The following is a 19,617-nucleotide window of genomic DNA, read 5'->3' on the forward strand; positions in this document are numbered from 1 at the left end:
CCACCGGCCCGCCCCTTCGGCGTCGCGGCGCTGCTAGGCGCAGGGCGTCGCCGTGAACGTCACGGTGTCCGAGCCCGTGTCGCGGTAGAGGGTCAGCGCGACGAACAGGTCGAAGCAGAGATCGCCCTCGCCGGCGGCGAGCACCCCGATCGGCAGGTCCTCGCCGCGGATCGACGACCCGATCTGGCCGATCGCTCCCCCGCCGTCGTCGCTCGACGCATGCCCCGAGGCGATCAGCCGCCGCGCGTCCCCGGCGCAGCTCACCGTCCCCGACTCGTCGGTCGCCAGCGCGTCCTCACACGAGCGCGACACGGTCCACGCGAGCTCGGCCTGGGTCGACGCGGTCCCGCCGGCCTCTCCGCACACCTCGTGCACGTCGAGCAGCAGCTGCGGGTCGCTCAGCGCCGCGTCGACCTCCGCCCCGCCCGCCGCGGCCTCCCACAGCATCCAGGCCGGGATGTCGCTCTGCTCTCCCGTGAGGGTGCCCTGGAGCGTCCAGTCGACGCAGGCGCCGCCGGGGAGCTCGGCGGTCCCCGAGGCGTCGACGGTCCGGCTCACCGGCTCCGTCGGCAGGGTCGCGGCGATCACCGCGACCGTGCCGATCGCGCCCGCGGCGAGCACCGCGACGGCGGCACCGATCATGACGGGTCGTGACAGCGCCATCGCGGCCTCCAGCCGACCCGTCGCGCGGTGCGGGACGCACCCCCCAGGTACGCGGGTCCTGAGGCGAGGCTAGCGGCTCGGCCCCGTCAGGGCCTGTCCTGGTCGCGCACGGTCGACCGGGCGGTGGTCACCGGGCTGTCGGCGGGCGTGCCCTCGCGCACCTCGGGCGGGGCCGCGCCGGCGTCGCCCGCCACGACTCGCCCGGTGCTGGCGTCGCGATGGTGCGCGCCCAGCCAGGCGGCGCACATCAGCAGCACGCGGTTCACGTAGTCGACGAAGATCAGGAGCGTGAAGATCGCCGCGAACGGCGCGAGCACGGGGTTGTCCGTGACGCTGCCCACCAGCAGGCTGATGGCCTGCCGCAGGATGCCGATCGCGAGCGCGGAGACAAGCACCACCCACAGGAGCCGCTTGGACCAGCGCGCGCCGCCCAGCAGGATCATCGCGAGCGCGACGAACAGCATGTCGGCGATCAGCGCCGCGAAGGCGCCGATGGTGCGGATGCCCCACGTGGGCACCGACAGCCCGACAAGCGACGCGAACCATTCGGCCGCGTTGGACGCGACCACCTGGATCGCGAGCCCGACGACCGCGATGACGACGAGCAGGAGCAGCGCGAGCAGGTCGCGCAGCTTGCCCTTGACCGGGGAGGACACCTCCTGCCCGAGCATCGTCCTCAGGCTGGTGCGGAGCCCGCGCACGTAGCGCGAGGCGGTGTTGATGAGGATGAGGAAGGAGACGATTCCCACGAGCCCGGCGGACACGCCCGTGGCGGTCGACGAGCCGAGCGAGGCGGGGTCGATCAAGCCGGCGGTGTCGTCCGTCTTGATCAGGCCCGGGACCACCTCGCCCAGGTACTCGACCATCGAGGTGCGCAGCTCCTGGTTGCTCGCGACGAACACGGTCGCGACGGTGGTCGCGATGACCAGGCCGGCGGCGACGGAGGTCAGGGAGAAGTAGGCGATCCCCGCGGACAGCACCATGCCGTTCTGGGTGGTGAAGCGGGTCGCGGCGCGCCCCCAGGAGGACCGGTCCCAGCGCCCCTTGAGCATCTTGCCCTGCGAGACGAGCTCGCCGGCCCTCTCCTTGAGATCCGTGTCCTCGCCCGACATGCCCCTCCTTAGCGATGGAGCGGCGGCAGCAGCCCCAGTCGATCGTAGATCCGGTCCAGGGTCACCTGCGCGATGGCGGATGCCTTCGACGCGCCCTGGGCCAGCACCTCGTCCAACCGCTCGGGCGACTCGATCCATTCCATGGCGCGGTCACGGATGGGCGTCAGGTAGTCGACCACGATCTCGGCGAGGTCGACCTTGAGGTGGCCGTACATCTTGCCCTCGTAGTCGGCGACGATCTGATCGATGGCCCGTCCCGAGAACGCCGAGTAGATGGTGAGCAGGTTCGAGACACCTGGCTTGCCCTCGGGATCGAAGCGGATCACGGTGTCCGAGTCCGTCGCGGCGGCCTTGATGTTCTTCGCGACCTTCTTCGGGTCGTCGAGGATCTCGATGAGACCCTTGGGCCCGGAGAACGACTTGGACATCTTCTTGGTGGGCTCCTGCAGGTCGAAGATCTTCGCCGTCGCCTTCACGATGTGCGGCTCCGGCACCACCACGGTGCCCTCGCCGAGCCGCGTGTTGAGCCGCTGCGCGAGGTCGCGCGACAGCTCGAGGTGCTGGCGCTGGTCCTCGCCCACGGGGACCACGTTGGTGTCGTACAGCAGGATGTCGGCGGCCATCAGCACGGGGTACGTGAACAGGCCCACGTTGGTGCCCGACTCCCCCACCTGCGCGGACTTGTCCTTGAACTGCGTCATCCGGCCGGCCTCGCCCATGCCGGTGAAGGTCGACAGCACCCAGGCGAGCTCGGCGTGCTGCGGCACGTGCGACTGCACGAACAGGAGCGACCGGTCCGGGTCCACGCCCGCCGCGAGGAACTGCGCCGCCGTGACGCGGGTGCGCCGCGTCAGCACGTCGCGGTCCGGGGCGACCGTCAGGGCGTGCAGGTCCACCACCGAGTAGATCGCCTCGTGGGTCTCCTGGAGCTTCACCCACTCGACGAGCGCCCCCAGGTAGTTGCCGAGCTGGAGGGAGTCGGAGGTCGGCTGCATGGCCGAGAACACGCGGGTCATGCGCCCATTGTTCCAAACCTCAGGACGACCCCCGCACCCCTGCCCCACCCGACTGTCCGGGAGGACGGGTCGCGTCAGGTCGCGTCGGCGTCGAAGGGCGCCTTGCCCGGCGTCGCGGGGGACGATGCGCGCGGAGCCGCCGCCGCCCGGGGTGCGGGCGACGACGGCTCGGACAGCGCGTCGCGGACGATCCGGCGGGGGTCGTACTGGCGCGGGTCGAGCTGCGACCAGTCGACGTCGTCGCCGATCTCCGCCTTCACCGAGGCCTTGGAGTCGCGCAGCAGGTCGCGGCCGCGCAGCACCCACTCCCGCAGCTGACGCGCGTACTCCGGCATCCGCTCGGGCCCGATCACGACGATCGCGACCAGGACGAGGATGAGGAGCTCGCCGCCGTTGATGTCCAGCATGCGGCCTATTCTGACGGGTCGGGCAGAGATCCGCCAGAATCCTCCGAGCTGTCGGACGATCCGCCCGAGTCGTCGTCGCCGTAGGACACCTGCGTGTTGGCCGTCAGGGTGACCGCGATGTCCTGTGTCGAGCCGTCGCGCTCGACGGTCAGCACCACGGTGTCGCCGGGCGCCTTCGCGCGGATGGCCACCACGAGCTCGTCGCCGCGGGTGACCACGCGGCCGTCGATCGCGGTGATGATGTCGCCGGGCTCGATGCCCGCGAGGTCGGCGGGACCGCCGGCGACCACGGCGTTCGCCGAGTCCGCGGAGTCGACCACCATGACGCCCTCGCCCGTGTAGCGCGAGTCGAGCTGCACGCCGATCACCGGGTACGTCGCCTCACCGGTCGCGATGATCTCCTCCGCGGTGCGGCGCGCCTGGTTGGACGGGATCGCGAACCCGAGGCCCACGGAGCCCGCCTGCTCGGTGCTCGAGCTGGACAGGGACGCGATCGCGGAGTTGATGCCGATGACCTCGCCGGCGGAGTTGATCAACGGGCCGCCCGAGTTGCCCGGGTTGATCGCGGCATCGGTCTGGATCGCGTCGATGTACGCGCTCGAGCTCGTGTCGCCGGCCGTGACGGGGCGGTGCAGCGCCGAGACGATGCCGGTGGTGACCGTGGACTCGAGGCCCAGCGGGGAGCCGACCGCGATGACGTCGTCACCGACCACGAGCGCGTCGGAGTCGCCGAGCACGAGCGGGGTCAGGCCGGTCAGGTCGATCTTGATGACGGCGAGGTCGTAGTCGGCCGTCGAGCCCACCACCGTGGCGGTGTGCTCGGTGCCGTCGCTCATCACCACGTTGACCGTGGCGCCGCTCGCGGCGTCCGCGACCACGTGGTTGTTGGTCAGGATGTAGCCGTCCTCGCGGATGACGAAGCCGGAGCCCTCGGACGCGACCTGGCCGTTCTCGAGCATCTCGATCGACACGACCGACGGCATCACCGCCGCGGCGATCGCGGCCACCGTGTTCTCGTCGGTGCTGGAGATGGTCGAGCTCGACGACGTCGGGAGCGTCGAGGCCGTGCCCGCCGACGTGGTGGTCGCGGCCGCGCCACCGAGGGTCTCCTGGTAGGCCCAGGCACCGCCGAACCCGGCGGCGCCGCCGAGCACCAGGGCACCCGCGGCGATCAGCGCGACGGTGGAGCGGCGGAGCCGGCCCGGCTGGGGCGCGGCCGCCGCCTGGGCGGAGCCGGCCGGGGGCTCGGTCGGCGGGAGGAAGGGGTCCGATGCGGGCGCCGCAGGAGTGCTCCACGCGGAGAAGTCGGGACGATGCGGGGCGGGCGCGGGGGTCGCCGCCGCGGCCGGCGCCGAGGGAACGGCCATGACGGGCTCCGCCGGCGGGTAGGAGGGGCTCGGCGGGAGCTCGACGGTGGCGTTGGTCGCGGGCGCGGATGCCTGCGCACGCGCCTCCCGGTCGAGCTCGACCGTCTTCTCGAGGCCGTCGCGAGGGGTCTCGGCGGGGGTGGCAGACTCCTCGCCGGAGCCGTTCGTTCCGCGCGGAGGCGCGAAGGGGCTGTCGTTCATCTCTACTTCCCTTGGGGCTACTTGCCGGTGAGGGCGTCGACGAAGACGCCCAGGCCGGACATGATCTGGTCGGCGGCACCGGGCTCGCCGTCCTGGGGGAACGCGATCGCGACCTCCTGCAGGGTCCCCTCGGTGCAGTGGCACGTCAGGAACACCACATGCTCGCCCGCCTGCCATACGATGCGAGTGGGGGTGGATCCGATCACGTAGGCGTCGATGCCGTCCAGCTCCAGCACCGGCGCGCCGACGACGGAGGCGGGGTTGAGACGACCCGCGAACTCGACCACCTGGACGCTGGTGGAGCCGGCCAGGAGCGCGGCCGCGAAGTAGGTGATGCCGGACTCCGTCACCTTCTCGCCCCCGCCCACGGGGACGAGGCCCGAGTCCTCCCACTCGGGCTGGAGCCAGCCGTCGACGCCGTCGCCGGAGAGCATCGTCGCCCGGTCGACCTGGGTGACGCTGACCGATCCGTCCTCGGACGAGGCGGAGAGCTCGGTCGTCACGTCCTGCGGTGCACCGGCCACGTACGCGGCGCCGAGCACCGCGACGAGCAGCATCGCGAGGGACATGGTCAGCACGACGGGCCGGCGGTCACGACCGCGGGCGGCACGCGCGGCGCCGGCCGGCTCCTGCTGCGCCATCTGCTGCATCCGCTCGCGGTCCAGCAGCTGCCGCGCGAACGCCATGTCGATCCCGCACTCGGAGGAGTTCAGCGCCTCACGGGCGGTACGCAGCTCGTTCCAGCGGGTGGTGCACTCCTCGCACCCCGAGAGGTGCGCCATCGCCTCCGCCGCCGCAGCGGCGGGGAGCCTGTTGTCGAGCAGGTCGTGGACTCGCTCGCCCAGGTGCTTGGCCGTCACACGGCGCTCCTCGCGGGGGCGCGGTGGGCGAGCGACTCGCGCAGCCGGGCGCGGGCGCGCGAGAGGCGCGAGCGCACCGTGCCCATCTTGATGCCGAGCGTGGCGGCGATCTCCTCGTACGACAGGCCCTCGATGTCGCTCAGGACCACGGCCGCGCGGTACTCGGGCGGCAGGTCGGCGAGCGCCGCGATGATGTCATCGCCCAGGTTCGACATGTCGAAGGCGTCCTCGGGCTGGCCGGAGCGCTCGTGACGGTCGAAGCTGTCCGACGTCGCGACGGTCGCGTCGTCGTCGGCCATGAAGTCGAAGCGGATGCGCTTCTTGCGGCGCATGCGGTCGAGGAACAGGTTGGTGGTGATGCGGTGCAACCAGCCCTCGAACGTGCCGGGCTTGTACTGCGACAGCGAGTTGAAGACGCGGACGAACACGTCCTGCGTGAGGTCCTCGGCATCGTGCTGGTTTCCCGTCAGGTGGTACGCCAGGCGGTAGACCCGCCCGGAGTGCTGCTCGACGATGCTCTCCCAGGTCAGCTCGGGCGCGGCGGCAGGGGCGATCTCGGCGACCTCGATCGCTTCCGTTCCGGTCATCTGAGCCCTCCTCTTGTCTCGCTCAACGGGTCGACGCCCTTCCATGTTCCCACCGCCTCCTGAGAGTTGCCTGAGACCCCCGATACGCTGGTCCCGGAACGGGAGGTCCGATGAGCATCGAGGCAGCGAACTGGGCGTACGCGGAGGACTTCATCGCGGAGGACCGCGTGCTCCTCGAGGCGCGCGACGTCGCCGACGAGCTGGGCTGCGCGCCCGTGCTCCCCGGCGCCGGGCGGGCGATGCAGGTCCTCGCCCGGACGATGCGGGCGGCGACGGCGGTCGAGATCGGCACCGGGGCCGCGGTGTCGACCACCTACCTGCTGCGAGGCATGGCCCCCACCGGGGTCGTGACGAGCATCGACGTCGAGCCGGAGCACCACAAGGCGGCGCGACGGACCCTCACGGCCGCGGGATTCGCACCCGAGCGGGCGCGGCTGATCACCGGCCGCGCTCTCGACGTGCTGCCGCGCCTGACGGACGCCGGCTACGACATCGTCTTCATCGACGCCCGGAAGTCCGAGTACCCCGCGTACCTCGAGCACGCGATGCGGCTGCTCAAGCCGGGCGGGCTGCTGCTCATGGACAACGCGCTGTGGCACGGCCGCGTCGCGGACCCCGCGCAGCGCGACCAGGACACGACGGCGGTGCGCGAGACGCTGCGCACGGTGCGGGAGGACGAGCGGCTCACCACCGCCCTGCTCACCGCAGGCGACGGCCTGCTGGCCGCCGTGAAGGGCTGAGGCGCCCGACTACTGGAGGGCGCCGTGGAGCGCGTCGCCGAGCTCCTTGACCTCGTCCGCCGTGATCTCGACCACGAGACGACCGCCGCCCTCGAGCGGGACCCGCATCACGTAGCTGCGGCCCTCCTTCACGACCTCCATGGGGCCGTCACCGGTGCGGGGCTTCATTGCAGCCATCGTGTGGGTCTCCTCGCGTGGAAAGTGCGCCGCCCCTCGCGACGCTTGTGCAATTCTACGCCGCGCCGGGAGCGTGCCCAAAATCGCCGTGACGAGAACGTCAGGGGTTGTCGCGGGTGAGGGAGACGACGTGCTCGACGGCCTCGAGCGGGTCGTCGGTGACCCGGATGAGGTCGAGGTCGGCCTCGGAGATCTTGCCCTCCGCCGCCATCGTGTCGCGCAGCCATCCGACCAGCCCGCCCCAGTAGTCGCTGCCGAGCAGCACGATCGGGAAGCGTTGCACCGTCCTGGTCTGCACCAGCGTCAGCGACTCGAACAGCTCGTCGAGCGTCCCGAAGCCGCCGGGCAGCGCGATGAAGCCCTGGGCGTACTTCACGAACATGGTCTTGCGGGCGAAGAAGTAGCGGAAGTTGATGCCGAGGTTGACGTACTCGTTGACACCCTGCTCGAACGGCAGCTCGATGCCCAGGCCCACGGAGATGCCGCCGGCATCCGCGGCGCCCTTGTTCGCGGCCTCCATGCAGCCCGGGCCTCCCCCGGTGATGACCGCGTAGCCGGCCTCGACCAGCAGGCGTCCGACCTCGACGCCGGCGCGGTACTCGGGCGAGTCCGGCGCGGACCTCGCCGAGCCGTACACCGTGATCGCGTTGCCGATCTCCGCGAGCGCGCCGAAGCCCTCGACGAACTCGGACTGGATGCGCATCACCCGCCACGGGTCGCCGTGCAGCCAGTCGATGTCCCGCTGCGAGTCGAGCAGGTGGCCCGCGGTGGAGGTGGTGGGGACGTTGCGGCCGCGCAGCAGCACGGGTCCCTTGCGGTACTCCTTCATGTCGCTCCTTGTCGGGGTCGGGTCACGCGGTGAGCCAGGCCTCCAGGCCCGCGCGGCACAGCCGGATCTGATCGGCCGGGCAGCGTTCGTCGTCGGCGTGCGCGAGCTCGGGGTCTCCGGGGCCGTAGTTGACGGCGGGCACACCGAGCTCGCCGAAGCGCGCCACGTCGGTCCAGCCCTGCTTCGCCCGGGGCGCCGCGACCCCGGTCGAGGCGACGGACTCGACGAACGAGGCGGCGAGCGCGGCGTCGAGGCCGGGCCGGGCCGGGCCCGACAGGTCGGTGTAGACCAGCTCGTAGTCGTCGAGGCCGCTGGAGGCGACGAACTCCTCGAGGCGCGCCTGCGCCTCGCCGAGCGTCCAGCACGGGGCGAAGCGGTAGTTCACCGTCACCACGCACGCGTCCGGGATCACGTTGCCCGCGATCCCGCCCGCGATGCGCACGGCGCTGAGGCCCTCCCGGTACTCGAGCCCGTCGACCACGAAAGCCTCGGCGGGACGCGCGGCGAGCGCCGAGAGCAGGGGGGCGGCGCGGTGCACGGCGTTGACGCCCTTCCACGCGCGGGCGGAGTGCGCGGCACGGCCGTTGATGCGGACCTCCGCGCGCATCGTCCCGTTGCAGCCGCCCTCGATCACGCCCTCCGTGGGCTCGCACAGCACCGCGAAGTCCGCCTCGACCAGCTCGGGGCGCTCGCGCACCAGGCGGCCCAGGCCGTTGCGGTCGGCCTCGACCTCCTCCTGGTCGTAGAAGATCCACGTGATGTCGCGGGACGGCGCGGCGACCGCCGCGGCCAGGGACAGCTGCACGGCCACCCCCGCCTTCATGTCGACGGAGCCGCGCCCTGCGAGCTCGCCGTCCTCGGTCCACCAGCCGGGGACGTTGCCCTTGATGGGGACGGTGTCGAGGTGACCGGCGATCGCGACGCGCTCGGCCCGGCCGAGCGCCGTCCGCGCGACGATCGCGTTGCCCTCGCGGATCACCTCGAGGTGCGCGCAGCCGCGCAGCGCCTCCTCGACCGCATCCGCGATGCGGTCCTCGTTGCCGGAGACGGAGGGGATGTCGACGAGCGCCTTGGCCAGCTCCTCGACGGGGGCGCTCAGGTCCAGGTGCGTCATGGTGCCAGCCTAATCAGGGCATCGTCCCCTCCCCGCCTCGACCCACCCCCGCCGGACACTCCGCACGGAGTCCGTCCCGGGTCGACGGCGTGTCGCCGTCGGAGACCGCTCCCACCGCGGCGTGTCGCCCCGAGATCCGTGCGCAGTGATCGGAAACACGGCCGGGCGGGCTGAACTACCCTGGTGGCCATGACTCGACCCGCCTTCGGATTCGGCCTCGCGACCATCGACAACAACGGGACGGTGCTCGACACCTGGTACCCCTCCCCCGCCCTCGGCGAACCGAAGGCCCGCGCGACGGCGCCCGCCCAGCTCAAGGCGGCCGAGCGCACCGACGACCTCCGCGACGTCCAGATCCGGCTGGTGAAGACCGTGATCGACCTGGACGAGGCGCCCGCCTCGGTCGAGGACGCCTACCTCCGCCTCCACCTGCTCAGCCACCGCCTGGTCCAGCCTCACGGGCTCAACCTCGACGGCGTGTTCGGTGCCCTGACCAACGTCGTGTGGACCTCCGACGGCCCCTGCGCCATCGAGGGCTTCGAGCAGGTCCGCCTGCGCTACCGCGCGTTCGGGAAGCAGCTGACCGTCTACGGCGTCGACAAGTTCCCGCGCATGGTCGACTACGTGGTCCCGTCGGGCGTGCGCATCGCGGACTCCGACCGCGTGCGCCTGGGCGCGCACCTCGCGGAGGGCACCACCGTCATGCACGAGGGCTTCTGTAACTTCAACGCCGGCACGCTCGGCCACTCGATGGTCGAGGGCCGCATCTCGGCCGGCGTGGTCGTGGGCGACGGTTCCGACGTCGGCGGCGGCGCCTCGATCATGGGCACCCTGTCGGGCGGCGGCAAGGAGATCATCTCGATCGGCCGGAACTCGCTGCTGGGCGCCAACTCGGGTCTCGGCATCCCGCTGGGCGACGACTGCATCGTCGAGGCCGGGCTCTACGTGACCGCCGGCTCCAAGGTGCTCCTCGTGGGCCAGACCGACGACGACGGGAACCCGCGCTACGTCAAGGCGCGCGAGCTCGCCGGCCAGGACGGCATCCTGTTCCGCCGCAACTCCGTCTCGGGCGCGCTCGAGGCGGTGCAGCGCCAGGGCAAGGGCGTCGAGCTCAACGCCGCGCTGCACGCGAACTGACGTGTCCCGCGGTCGTACCGCGGCGGCGTTCGGGGTGCTGGTCGCGGCCGCGGGGGGCGCCGCGGCAGGCCTCTACCTCTGGTCCGAGCAGCGGCCCGCGGAGCCGCCGACCTTCCGCTGCAGCGCGGTGCTCGGCGAGTCGACCTCGACCCTGACCGCCGAGCAGGCCGGCTACGCCGCGCTGATCGCCGCGGTCTCCGAGGGGCGCGACCTGCCCGCGCGCGCGACCACGATCGCCCTCGCGACCGCGATGCAGGAGTCCTCGCTGCGCAACCTCGACTACGGCGACCGCGACTCGCTCGGCCTGTTCCAGCAGCGGCCCTCGCAGGGCTGGGGCACCGAGGCCGAGGTGCAGGACCCGTACTACGCCACCGGCAGGTTCCTCGACTCGCTGGTGCGCGTCGACGGCTGGCAGGACATGGAGGTCACGGTCGCCGCCCAGCGCGTCCAGCGGTCGGCCTTCCCCGACGCCTACGCGCGCTGGGAGACGCTCGGCCGGATGTGGGCGTCGGCGCTCCGCGGCCAGACCGGCGGCGTCTCCGTCACCTGCGACGTCGGCGAGGGCGACGGCACCACGCCTCAGGACTTCGCCGACCGCATCGACGCCGACTTCGGCGAGGACGTCTACGCGGTGCGGGTGCTCGACGCGACCGACGACGACGTCTGGCTCGACGTCGCGCCCACGGTGGACGATGCGGCGGCACGGGACGCCCTCGCGTCCTGGGCCGTCGCGGTGGCGGCGGAGGAGTCCGTGGCCGCCGTCTCCGTCGGCGGCGAGGGATGGACCGCGGCGGACGGTCTCGGGCCGGTGGACGCCCCGGCGGGCGCGATCGGAGCGGCGATCCGGCTCACGCTGGAGACGCCGCCCGGCTGAGGCGCGTCAGGACCCGCCCAGCTCGCCCTTCATCTTGCGGTACTCGCGCTCGATCCGCTCCTCGCTGGGACGGCCCGCGCCCGGCAGGAACGCGGCGGCCGCGGAGAAGGCGAGACCGATGCCCATGCCGAGGATGGGCCAGGCCGGCCAGAAGTAGCCGCGCCCGTTCATCCACCAGATGAGGATGAACATGGCCCACAGGACCACGCACACGACCAGGAACCAGTAGAAGCCGTTGCGGGCCTCCACCCGGCGCTTCGCCTCGCGCCGGAGAGCAGCGTCATCGACGTCCATGTCACGCTCCTCGCGTCGGAGGGGACTCCCCTCCACAGTGACACGGGACGGCGCGACGTGCAGGTCAGCGGTCCTCGAGGCTCACGTAGTCGCGCTCGACCTCGCCCGTGTAGATCTGGCGCGGGCGGCCGATCTTGGTGCGCGGGTCGTTGAGCATCTCGCGGTAGTGGGCGATCCAGCCGGGCATCCGGCCCAGGGCGAACAGCGGGGTGAACATCGCCGTCGGGAACCCCATCGCCGAGTACAGCAGGCCCGTGTAGAAGTCCACGTTCGGGTAGAGCTTGCGCTCGATGAAGTAGTCGTCGGACAGCGCGATCTCCTCGAGCCGCTGCGCCATCTGGAACGTCTCGTCGGAGCCGCCGAGCTGGGTCAGCAGCTTGTCCGCGGTCTTCTTCACCACGGCGCCGCGCGGGTCGTAGGACTTGTAGACGCGGTGGCCGAAGCCCATGAGGCGGGCGCCCTCGGCCTTGTCCTTGACCTTGGCCACGAACTGCTCGATGGTGTCGCCCGACTCCTTGATCTGGTCGAACATGCGCAGCGCCGCCTCGTTCGCGCCGCCATGGAGTGGGCCCGAGAGCGCGCCGACGCCGGCCGCGACCGAGGCGTAGATGTTGGCGTGCGACGAGCCGACGATGCGCACGGTCGAGGTCGAGCAGTTCTGCTCATGGTCGCCGTGCAGGATCAGCAGCAGGTCGACGGCGCGGCGCACCGCGGGGTCGATCTCGATCTCGCCCGACTCCGGGGAGAAGGCGATGCGCATGAACTCGTCGACGTAGTGGCCGCCGCGGCGCGGCTCGATGAGGTCCCCGCCGCCGGCGCGGCGCTGGAGGTAGGCGATCACGGTCGCCGACTTCGCGAGCAGCAGGACCGTCGCGAGCTCGATCTGCTCGGGGCTGCGACCGACGGACTCCGGGTAGAACGTGCTCAGCGCGCTGATCGCGCCCGACAGCACGGCCATCGGGTGGGCGTCGCGCGGGAAGGCCCCGAGGAAGGTCTTGATGCCCTCGTGGACGTGCATGTGGCGCGCGACGCGGTTGTTGAGAGCCGTCAGCTGGTCCTGGGTCGGCAGCTCGCCGTGGATGAGCAGGTAGGCGACCTCGAGGAACGTCGAGTTCTCGGCGAGCTGCTCGATCGGGTAGCCGCGGTAGCGGAGGATGCCGGCGTCGCCGTCGATGTACGTGATCGAGGACTCGCACGAGGCGGTGTTCATGAAGCCCGGGTCGACGGTCACCAGCCCGGTGTCGCGGAGGAGGGTGGCCACGGAGACGCCGTCGTTGCCCACGGTCGCGCGCTCGATGGGAAGCTCGCGCGTGCTGCCGTCGACAGTGAGCCTTGCGTCTACCACGTGTGCCATATTCTCCCCTTCGAAAAACGCACCCGATCGCCGTTCTTGAGCGTCGGTTTACCGATCGTTTGCGAGCCTACTAGAAGCGGAGGCGACTCCCGAATCACTGGCGGTGAGCGCGATGCGGACGTGCCGCCTCGCGGCCTCGCCGTAGAAGGCACCCGGAGCCGCCAGTATGCCGTGTTCCGCCAGGAAGTCCAGGGTCTGCCAGCAATCCTCGTCGCGGGTGGCCCACAGGTACAGGCCTGCCGTCGAATGGTCCACGCGGAAGCCGGCCGCCTCGACCGCGGGCTTCAGCAGGTCGCGCCGGCGCCGGTAGCGCTCCTTCTGCTCGGCGACGTGCGCGTCGTCGCCCAGGGCCACGGTCATGGCCGCCTGCACGGGCGCCGGCATGATCATGCCGGCGTGCTTGCGCACCTCGAGCAGCGCGGTCACCACCGCGGGATCGCCGGCCGCGAAGGCGGCGCGGTATCCCGCGAGGTTCGACTGCTTCGACAGCGAGTAGACCGCCAGCACGCCCTCGTGCGACGAGCCGCAGACGGCGGGGTCGAGGATCGAGGGCACCGGGTCGGAGGTCCACGCGAGCTCCGCGTAGCACTCGTCGGAGGCGACCAGCGCGCCGATCTCGCGCGCGGCGGCGACCACCTCGGCGAGGTGCGAGGCGCCGGCCACAGCGCCGGTCGGGTTGGACGGCGAGTTCACCCACACGAGCCGCACCGAGGTGTCGCCGCGCCAGTCGTCGACGTCGTCGGTCGCCAACGGCGTCGCGCCGGCGAGCCGCGCGCCCACGTCGTACGTCGGGTAGGCGGCGCGCGGGTGCACCACCACGTCGCCCTCGCCGAGGCCGAGGTACGCGGGGAGCATCGCCACGAGCTCCTTGGAGCCCACGGTCGGGAGCACCGCCGCCGGGTCGACGCCGGGGGCGTGGCGACGCCGCGCGAACCACGCGGCCACCGCCTCGCGCAGCGCGGCCGTGCCGTGCGTGGTGGGGTAGCCCGGCGCGTCCGCGGCGGCCGCGAGCGCCTCGCGCACGATCGCGGGGGTGGGGTCGACCGGGGTGCCGACCGAGAGGTCGACGAGCCCGTCGGGATGCGCGGCGGCGCGGGCGCGGTACGGCGCCAGCGAGTCCCACGGGAAGTCCGGCAGGGAACCCGGGCGCAGCCCCATCGGGCCGGTCAGCCGTTCTGCGCGGGGAGCGACTTGATGAGGTCGTGATCGTGCTCGATCAGGCCCATCTTGGCGGCGCCGCCGGGCGAGCCGATCTCCGAGAAGAACTCGACGTTCGCGTTGTAGTACTCGGACCACTTGTCCGGCACGTCGTCCTCGTAGTAGATGGCCTCGACGGGGCACACCGGCTCGCAGGCGCCGCAGTCGACGCACTCGTCCGGGTGGATGTAGAGCATCCGCTCACCCTCGTAGATGCAGTCGACCGGACACTCGTCGATGCACGCCTTGTCCTTGACGTCGACACACGGCAGAGCGATGACGTAGGTCACGGCGCCTCCTCCATCCTCGGGGTCATCAGGATGCGGTCATCATACAGCCGCGACCGCCGCCACCAGACGCCCCGATACCCCGCACGGTACCGGCATCGTCCCCGCTAGACGCACTTCACGGCGTTGTCCGGACGGTACGTCCAGGTGAGGCTCTTCCTGTCCACGAGCTCGCCGTCGACGTAGCGCTCGCGCGTGTTGGTGATGGTGAAGCCGTCCTCGCCTCCGGGGTAGGCCTCGCAGTCCGGATCGTCCAGCTCGACGGTCGTGATGGGCGTGACATTGGTGCGCGCCGACGCGGACGTCTTCACCGTGTAGTACGGCGTCGACCAGATCTCGACGGTGAGCTTGGCGTCCTCGATGTACGCGCTCATCACCAGCGAGTAGGGGGTCGAGTTCTCGAAGACCATGTTGATCGAGCCGATGAACAGGGTGCTCTCCCGCCCCGCCGGGTAGCGCTGGAAGTACACGGAATGGGGACGATGCGCGATGTCGTCCATGCCCGCGAAGTAGCCGGCGTTGTACGCGGTGGTGGAGACCTGCGACAGGCCTCCGCCGTAGCCCTCGGTGTGGATGCCGTTGACGATCACGCCCGCCTGGTAGAAGCCGTTCTCCCCGTTGATCGGGGACAGCACCTCGGTGAGGTCGAAGCGCTCCCCCGGCTTCACCACGGTTCCCGTGATCAGCTCCGCGCCGCGCGCGAGGTTCTTGGTCCGGATCGGGTCGTACGGGACCGGGGTGCTGAAGGTCGAGACGATCTCCTTGAAGTCGTCGACCCCCAGGTCGTCGCTCGTGACGGTGGCCTCCGTGTCGCGGTACGGCAGCGTGCCGACCCGGTCGGCGGACGTCGCGGCGGCGACGACAGCCTCGCCCAGGGCGTCGGGGTCGATCGCGCGCCCGGTGGTCGAGTCGACCACCGTCAGCTGGTGGTCCGACGTGAAGCTGAAGGAGGCGGCGCTGGGGTCGCTCACGAGCGCGGGGTCCGCGCGCTCGAGCTCGGCCGCGATGGGCGCGCCGTCGATGACGAGCCGCAGCTCGCCTTCCTCCGCGACCACCGTCGCGTTCTCCACCATCTGCTCCGACGTGACGGTCGCGTCGCCGTTCTCGCCCGACATGAGCACGTCGGCGGCCAGCGTGGTCGCGTTGAGGTCGGCGGCGAAGCCCTCCGCCTCGGCTGTGGTGACGGCGGGCTCGAGCGGCGCGGCGACCACCTCGACGGCGTCGACGGGCCACGCCTCCGCCACGATGTCCGCGCTCGCCTCGGTGTCGACTCCCTCGCCGTCGACACCCGGCGTGACCGCGGCGCCGGTGGAGGAGACGGTGACGACCGCGTCCTGAGGCTCCGCCACGAGGTTGTCGGCGACCGCGTCGACGGCCGCGACCAGCGCGTCGCGGTCGACGCCGGTGACGGGATCGACGTCGACCTCGGCGCCGCTGAACGCCCGCATGATGCGCATGGGCGACAGGCTGAAGGACAGCAGGGAGTCGACCGTGGCGGCGGCGTCCGCGCTCAGGCCCGCCTCGGTCGGGTCGATGAGCGTGCCGCGCTCGTCGATCGTCAGCGTCACCGGCGCGTCCTGCACCTCGGCGAAGGCGGGCTCGAGCGCCGCGACCGCGGCGGCGCGCTGGAGCCCGCCGATGTCGACGCCCAGCACCCGTGTGCCGTCGGGCACTCGCGCGGAGGCGTAGAAGGCCGCCACCACGTATGCGCCCGCGACCATCACGAGCAGGCCGAACGCGACCCAGCGACCCCAGTGGCCTGACGCGGCGGGCGGCCCGTCCTCGTCGACCGGCGCCTGGTCCTCGGCGGGATCGTCGTGCCCGACGCCCGCATCGTCCCGCGACGCGCGAGCCTCCACGTCGACGGCATCGTCCTCGGGCGACTCCTGCAGGTACGGCTCGACCTCGGTGTCGCGGTCGCCCCCCTCGCCCCGCGTCATGCGCGGACTGCCTCGTCACGTCCGAGGAGCAGCGACCGCGGGAGGAAGGCCGCGACCACGACAGCGACCGACCCGCCGATCACCCAGCCCAGGCCGAGCGCGTCGACCGCGATCAGCGCCGACCCGCCGGGACCCTCGCCCGCGAGAGGCACCGTGACCAGCATCCAGGCGCCCGCCAGCACGCCCAGCCCGGCGAAGCCTCGCCACGTGCGGGCGAACACGCTCGCCACCCCCACGAGCAGCACGCAGAGCGTCAGCCCGACCCAGCCGTACGAGCGATGCGCGCCGCCTCCCACGAGCGCCACGATGGCACCGAGCAGGGCGATCACGACGTACGAGCCGATGATGCGAGCCATGGAGCCCATGGTAGGGGCGGGGGTCAGGCGTTCTGGCGCTTGGCGCGCGAGGCCGCGCGAGCCCGCTCGGTGCCGTCGAGGATCACCTTGCGGATGCGGACCTTCTCCGGCGTCACCTCGACGCACTCGTCCTCGCGGGCGAACTCGAGGGACTCCTCGAGCGTGAGGCGGCGCGGCGGGGCCAGGCGCTCGAGCTCCTCCGCCGTGGACGAGCGGATGTTGTTGAGCTTCTTCTCCTTGGTGATGTTGACGTCCATGTCCTCGTTGCGCGAGTTCTCGCCGATCACCATGCCCTCGTAGGTGTCCTCGGTGGGACCGACGAAGAAGGTGCCGCGGTCCTGGAGGGCCATGAGCGCGTTCGAGGTGACCGCGCCGGCGCGGTCCGCGACGAGCGAGCCGTTGGTGCGGTACTCGATCAGACCCGCCCACGGCTCGTAGCCGTGCGCGATGGACGAGGCGATCCCCGTGCCGCGGGTGTCGGTGAGGAACTGGCTGCGGAAGCCGATGAGGCCGCGCGCGGGGACGATGAACTCCATGCGGACCCAGCCGGTGCCGTGGTTCGACATCGACTCCATGCGGCCCTTGCGCGAGGCGAGCAGCTGCGTCACGGCGCCGAGGTGCTCCTCCGGCACGTCGATGGTCATGTGCTCCATGGGCTCGTGCAGCTTGCCGTCGACCTCGCGGGTGACCACCTGCGGCTTGCCGACCGTGAGCTCGTAGCCCTCGCGGCGCATCTGCTCCACCAGGATCGCGAGCGCGAGCTCGCCGCGGCCCTGGACCTCCCACGAGTCGGGGCGCTCGGTCGGCAGCACGCGGATCGAGACGTTGCCGATCAGCTCCTTCTCGAGGCGGTCCTTCACCTGGCGGGCGGTGACCTTGGCGCCCTTGACGCGGCCGGCCAGCGGCGAGGTGTTGATGCCGATGGTCATCGAGATCGCCGGGTCGTCGACCTGGATCAGCGGCAGCGGACGGGGGTCCTCGAGGTCCGTGAGGGTCTCGCCGATGGTGATCTCCTCGATGCCGGCGACGGCGACGATGTCGCCCGCCTTGGCGGACTCGGCCGGCACGCGGTCGAGGCCCTTGGTCTCGAGCAGCTCCGTGATCTTCACCTGCTTGATGGAGCCGTCCTTGCGTGCCCACGCGACCTGCTGGCCCTTGCGGATCTCGCCGTTGTAGACGCGCAGCAGCGCGAGGCGGCCGAGGAACGGCGAGGCGTCCAGGTTGGTGACGTGCGCCTGGAGCGGCGCGCCCTCGTCGAAGGAGGGCGCGGGGATGCGCTCCATGATCACCTTGAACAGGGGCTCGACGGAGTCGCCGTCCGGGAGCGTGCCGTCCGCGGGCTGGGCGAGCGAGGCGATGCCGGCCTTCGCGGAGGCGTAGACGACGGGCACCTCGAGCAGCGCGTCGACGTCGAGGTCCGGGACCTCGTCCTCGAGGTCGGAGGCGAGACCCAGGAGCAGGTCGTGCGTCTCCTCGACCACCTCGTCGATGCGGGAGTCGGGGCGGTCCACCTTGTTCACGACGATGATGACGGGCAGCTTGGCCGCGAGCGCCTTGCGGAGCACGAACCGGGTCTGCGGCAGCGGGCCCTCGGACGCGTCCACGAGCAGCACCACCCCGTCGACCATCGACAGGCCGCGCTCGACCTCGCCGCCGAAGTCCGCGTGGCCCGGGGTGTCGATCACGTTGATGGTGACGCCCTCGGGACCGGCGGCCTCGCCGGTGTACCGGATCGCGGTGTTCTTCGCGAGGATCGTGATGCCCTTCTCGCGCTCGAGGTCGCCGGAGTCCATCGCACGGTCCTCGACATGGGCGTGGTCGCCGTAGGCGCCGCCCTGGACGAGCATGGCGTCGACGAGGGTGGTCTTGCCGTGGTCGACGTGGGCGACGATCGCGACGTTGCGCAGGTCGGAGCGCAGGGGCATGCGGGAACTCGTTTCGTGTCTGGGATTCCGGTCCGACGTGGACCGGGGGACATTCTACCGGCGCGAGGCGTCGGCGGCGATGCCCGCGGGCTCGGCGCCCGCGACGGGGCGATCGGCCTCGATCCCTTCCCCGGCGGCAACCTCCGCGAGCACCGCGGCCGGGATCGCGTCGGGCATCGCGTCCGGCACCTGCTGCGGCGTGATCGCGGTGGTCTCCGCGGCGGGCTCGCCCAGCTTCACCAGGATGACCCCACCGAGGATCAGCGCGGCGCCCGCGAACTGGATCGGCGCCGGTGCCTGCCCGAGCAGGAGCCAGGCGAACGTAGCCGCCGCGATGACCTCGGTGAGCGACACGAAGGACCCGAGCCGCGCGCCGAGGCGCCGCGTCGCGGCGATGCCCGCGACGTAGGCGATCGCCGCGGTGACCACCCCGAGGACGCCGGCCGCGACCCACCACGGCACCGCGAGGGGCAGCAGCTGGACCGCGCCGAGCACCGCCGCGAAGGGCACCAGGCCGGTCACGGCGGCGACCGCCAGGACGATGCTCGCGACCACGAGCCCGCCCCACGCCAGCATCACCGGCGGCAGACCCGTCGACGTGTCGCCGCCGATGACGAAGTAGACCGAGGCGCCCACCATCGCGAGCATCGCCCAACCGACGCCCACCAGGTCGACGGCGCCGGCGCCGCCGATCAGGTCGAGCAGCAGCACCATGCCGGCCATGGCGAGGAGCGCGCCGCCGAGCGTGAGCGCGCCCGGGCGGCTGCCCTGCGTGACCCACATCCAGCCGATGACCACCACCGGCGCCATGTACTCGATGAGCAGCGCGACGCCGACGTCCAGGTGGCCGACCGCCATGAAGTAGAAGAGCTGGCAGCCCGCGACGGCGAACACGCCGTACGCGACGATCGTGGGCCACGTCGAGCGCAGCAGATGCCACCGCCCCCGCATGGCCAGCACCGCGGGGACCGCGAGCGCGACGGCCGCGATCGCGACGCGGATCAGCGTGGCGGCGCCCGCCGACCAGCCGGCGTCGAGCAGGCCTCGCGCGAGCGAGCCGGAGGCACCGAAGGACGCCGCGGACACGAGCGCGAAGACGAGGCCCTGCCCGAGGCGGCCCCGCGCGACGTCATGAGTCAAAGCAGTCATGACAGATGACACTAGATGTCGTTTGGTAATG

The 19,617-nt window shown here is 71.8% G+C and carries 21 protein-coding genes; 3 read left to right on the forward strand and 18 right to left on the reverse strand.

Annotated elements, in window-relative coordinates:
- Nucleotides 1-33: 33 nt before the first annotated feature.
- The 7 genes from QQX10_RS07250 to sigE form a co-directional block, all read right to left on the reverse strand.
- Entirely contained in the window at nucleotides 34-663 is a 630-nt protein-coding gene (locus QQX10_RS07250; protein WP_301118918.1) for a hypothetical protein, read from the reverse strand.
- An 86-nt stretch (nucleotides 664-749) separates the two neighbouring features.
- Entirely contained in the window at nucleotides 750-1,775 is a 1,026-nt protein-coding gene (locus tag QQX10_RS07255; RefSeq protein WP_301118917.1) for a YihY/virulence factor BrkB family protein, read from the reverse strand.
- Between the two features lie 8 nt (nucleotides 1,776-1,783).
- Nucleotides 1,784-2,791: a tryptophan--tRNA ligase gene (gene trpS, locus QQX10_RS07260; protein WP_301118916.1), complete on the reverse strand. Its 1,008-nt coding sequence runs from the start codon at nucleotides 2,789-2,791 to the stop codon at nucleotides 1,784-1,786.
- 74 nt (nucleotides 2,792-2,865) lie between these two features.
- Nucleotides 2,866-3,198 carry a Sec-independent protein translocase subunit TatA/TatB gene (locus QQX10_RS07265; RefSeq protein ID WP_301118915.1) on the reverse strand — a complete coding sequence of 111 codons (333 nt, stop codon included), beginning with the start codon at nucleotides 3,196-3,198 and terminating at the stop codon, nucleotides 2,866-2,868.
- A 5-nt stretch (nucleotides 3,199-3,203) separates the two neighbouring features.
- Nucleotides 3,204-4,766: a S1C family serine protease gene (locus QQX10_RS07270; RefSeq protein ID WP_301118914.1), complete on the reverse strand. Its 1,563-nt coding sequence runs from the start codon at nucleotides 4,764-4,766 to the stop codon at nucleotides 3,204-3,206.
- A gap of 17 nt (nucleotides 4,767-4,783) precedes the next feature.
- Nucleotides 4,784-5,626 (reverse strand): zf-HC2 domain-containing protein, encoded by an 843-nt coding sequence (locus tag QQX10_RS07275; protein WP_301118913.1) that lies wholly within the window; start codon nucleotides 5,624-5,626, stop codon nucleotides 4,784-4,786.
- A complete protein-coding gene (sigE, locus tag QQX10_RS07280) occupies nucleotides 5,623-6,213 on the reverse strand; it encodes an RNA polymerase sigma factor SigE (protein ID WP_436968564.1) in 591 nt (196 codons plus the stop codon). Before sigE ends, QQX10_RS07275 begins: the two co-directional genes overlap by 4 nt.
- 110 nt (nucleotides 6,214-6,323) lie before the next feature.
- On the opposite strand from sigE, the gene QQX10_RS07285 reads away from it, so the two are divergent.
- A complete protein-coding gene (locus QQX10_RS07285; RefSeq protein ID WP_301118911.1) occupies nucleotides 6,324-6,953 on the forward strand; it encodes an O-methyltransferase in 630 nt (209 codons plus the stop codon).
- Between the two features lie 9 nt (nucleotides 6,954-6,962).
- Here QQX10_RS07285 and QQX10_RS07290 read toward each other — a convergent pair whose 3' ends face one another.
- The 3 genes from QQX10_RS07290 to dapE all read right to left on the reverse strand — a co-directional run bounded on the left by QQX10_RS07290 (nucleotide 6,963) and on the right by dapE (nucleotide 9,073).
- Complete coding sequence (locus tag QQX10_RS07290) at nucleotides 6,963-7,130, reverse strand: DUF3117 domain-containing protein (protein ID WP_082092235.1); 168 nt, start codon at nucleotides 7,128-7,130, stop codon at nucleotides 6,963-6,965.
- A 100-nt stretch (nucleotides 7,131-7,230) separates the two neighbouring features.
- Nucleotides 7,231-7,959, reverse strand: a complete 729-nt coding sequence (locus QQX10_RS07295) for an LOG family protein (RefSeq protein ID WP_301118910.1) — start codon at nucleotides 7,957-7,959, stop codon at nucleotides 7,231-7,233.
- A 22-nt stretch (nucleotides 7,960-7,981) separates the two neighbouring features.
- Nucleotides 7,982-9,073 (reverse strand): succinyl-diaminopimelate desuccinylase, encoded by a 1,092-nt coding sequence (gene dapE / locus QQX10_RS07300; protein ID WP_301118909.1) that lies wholly within the window; start codon nucleotides 9,071-9,073, stop codon nucleotides 7,982-7,984.
- 189 nt (nucleotides 9,074-9,262) lie between these two features.
- On the opposite strand from dapE, the gene dapD reads away from it, so the two are divergent.
- Together dapD and QQX10_RS07310 are read left to right on the forward strand one after the other, a co-directional pair.
- Entirely contained in the window at nucleotides 9,263-10,210 is a 948-nt protein-coding gene (gene dapD / locus QQX10_RS07305) for a 2,3,4,5-tetrahydropyridine-2,6-dicarboxylate N-succinyltransferase (RefSeq protein WP_301118908.1), read from the forward strand.
- A gap of 1 nt (nucleotide 10,211) precedes the next feature.
- Entirely contained in the window at nucleotides 10,212-11,084 is an 873-nt protein-coding gene (locus QQX10_RS07310) for a hypothetical protein (RefSeq protein WP_301118907.1), read from the forward strand.
- 6 nt (nucleotides 11,085-11,090) lie between these two features.
- Here the strand turns inward: QQX10_RS07310 and QQX10_RS07315 are convergent, their stop codons facing one another.
- From QQX10_RS07315 to QQX10_RS07350, 8 genes are all read right to left on the reverse strand, one after another.
- The gene (locus QQX10_RS07315) at nucleotides 11,091-11,378 is read right to left on the reverse strand and encodes a 2TM domain-containing protein (protein WP_301118906.1); all 288 of its coding nucleotides are present in this window, start codon (nucleotides 11,376-11,378) and stop codon (nucleotides 11,091-11,093) included.
- A gap of 64 nt (nucleotides 11,379-11,442) precedes the next feature.
- Nucleotides 11,443-12,732 (reverse strand): citrate synthase, encoded by a 1,290-nt coding sequence (locus QQX10_RS07320; RefSeq protein ID WP_301118905.1) that lies wholly within the window; start codon nucleotides 12,730-12,732, stop codon nucleotides 11,443-11,445.
- 48 nt (nucleotides 12,733-12,780) lie between these two features.
- Nucleotides 12,781-13,890 carry a succinyldiaminopimelate transaminase gene (dapC, locus tag QQX10_RS07325; protein WP_301118904.1) on the reverse strand — a complete coding sequence of 370 codons (1,110 nt, stop codon included), beginning with the start codon at nucleotides 13,888-13,890 and terminating at the stop codon, nucleotides 12,781-12,783.
- Between the two features lie 8 nt (nucleotides 13,891-13,898).
- Nucleotides 13,899-14,219 carry a ferredoxin gene (gene fdxA / locus QQX10_RS07330; protein WP_301118903.1) on the reverse strand — a complete coding sequence of 107 codons (321 nt, stop codon included), beginning with the start codon at nucleotides 14,217-14,219 and terminating at the stop codon, nucleotides 13,899-13,901.
- 104 nt (nucleotides 14,220-14,323) lie between these two features.
- Nucleotides 14,324-16,156, reverse strand: a complete 1,833-nt coding sequence (locus QQX10_RS07335; RefSeq protein ID WP_301118902.1) for a VanW family protein — start codon at nucleotides 16,154-16,156, stop codon at nucleotides 14,324-14,326.
- Nucleotides 16,153-16,512: a hypothetical protein gene (locus QQX10_RS07340; RefSeq protein WP_301118901.1), complete on the reverse strand. Its 360-nt coding sequence runs from the start codon at nucleotides 16,510-16,512 to the stop codon at nucleotides 16,153-16,155. Before QQX10_RS07340 ends, QQX10_RS07335 begins: the two co-directional genes overlap by 4 nt.
- A 23-nt stretch (nucleotides 16,513-16,535) precedes the next feature.
- The gene (gene typA / locus QQX10_RS07345; RefSeq protein ID WP_301118900.1) at nucleotides 16,536-18,437 is read right to left on the reverse strand and encodes a translational GTPase TypA; all 1,902 of its coding nucleotides are present in this window, start codon (nucleotides 18,435-18,437) and stop codon (nucleotides 16,536-16,538) included.
- 54 nt (nucleotides 18,438-18,491) lie between these two features.
- A complete protein-coding gene (locus QQX10_RS07350) occupies nucleotides 18,492-19,586 on the reverse strand; it encodes an EamA family transporter (protein ID WP_301118899.1) in 1,095 nt (364 codons plus the stop codon).
- Between the last annotated feature and the right edge of the window lie 31 nt (nucleotides 19,587-19,617).

Origin of the sequence: Demequina lignilytica, assembly GCF_030418305.1 — a bacterium.
Lineage (GTDB): Bacteria > Actinomycetota > Actinomycetes > Actinomycetales > Demequinaceae > Demequina > Demequina lignilytica.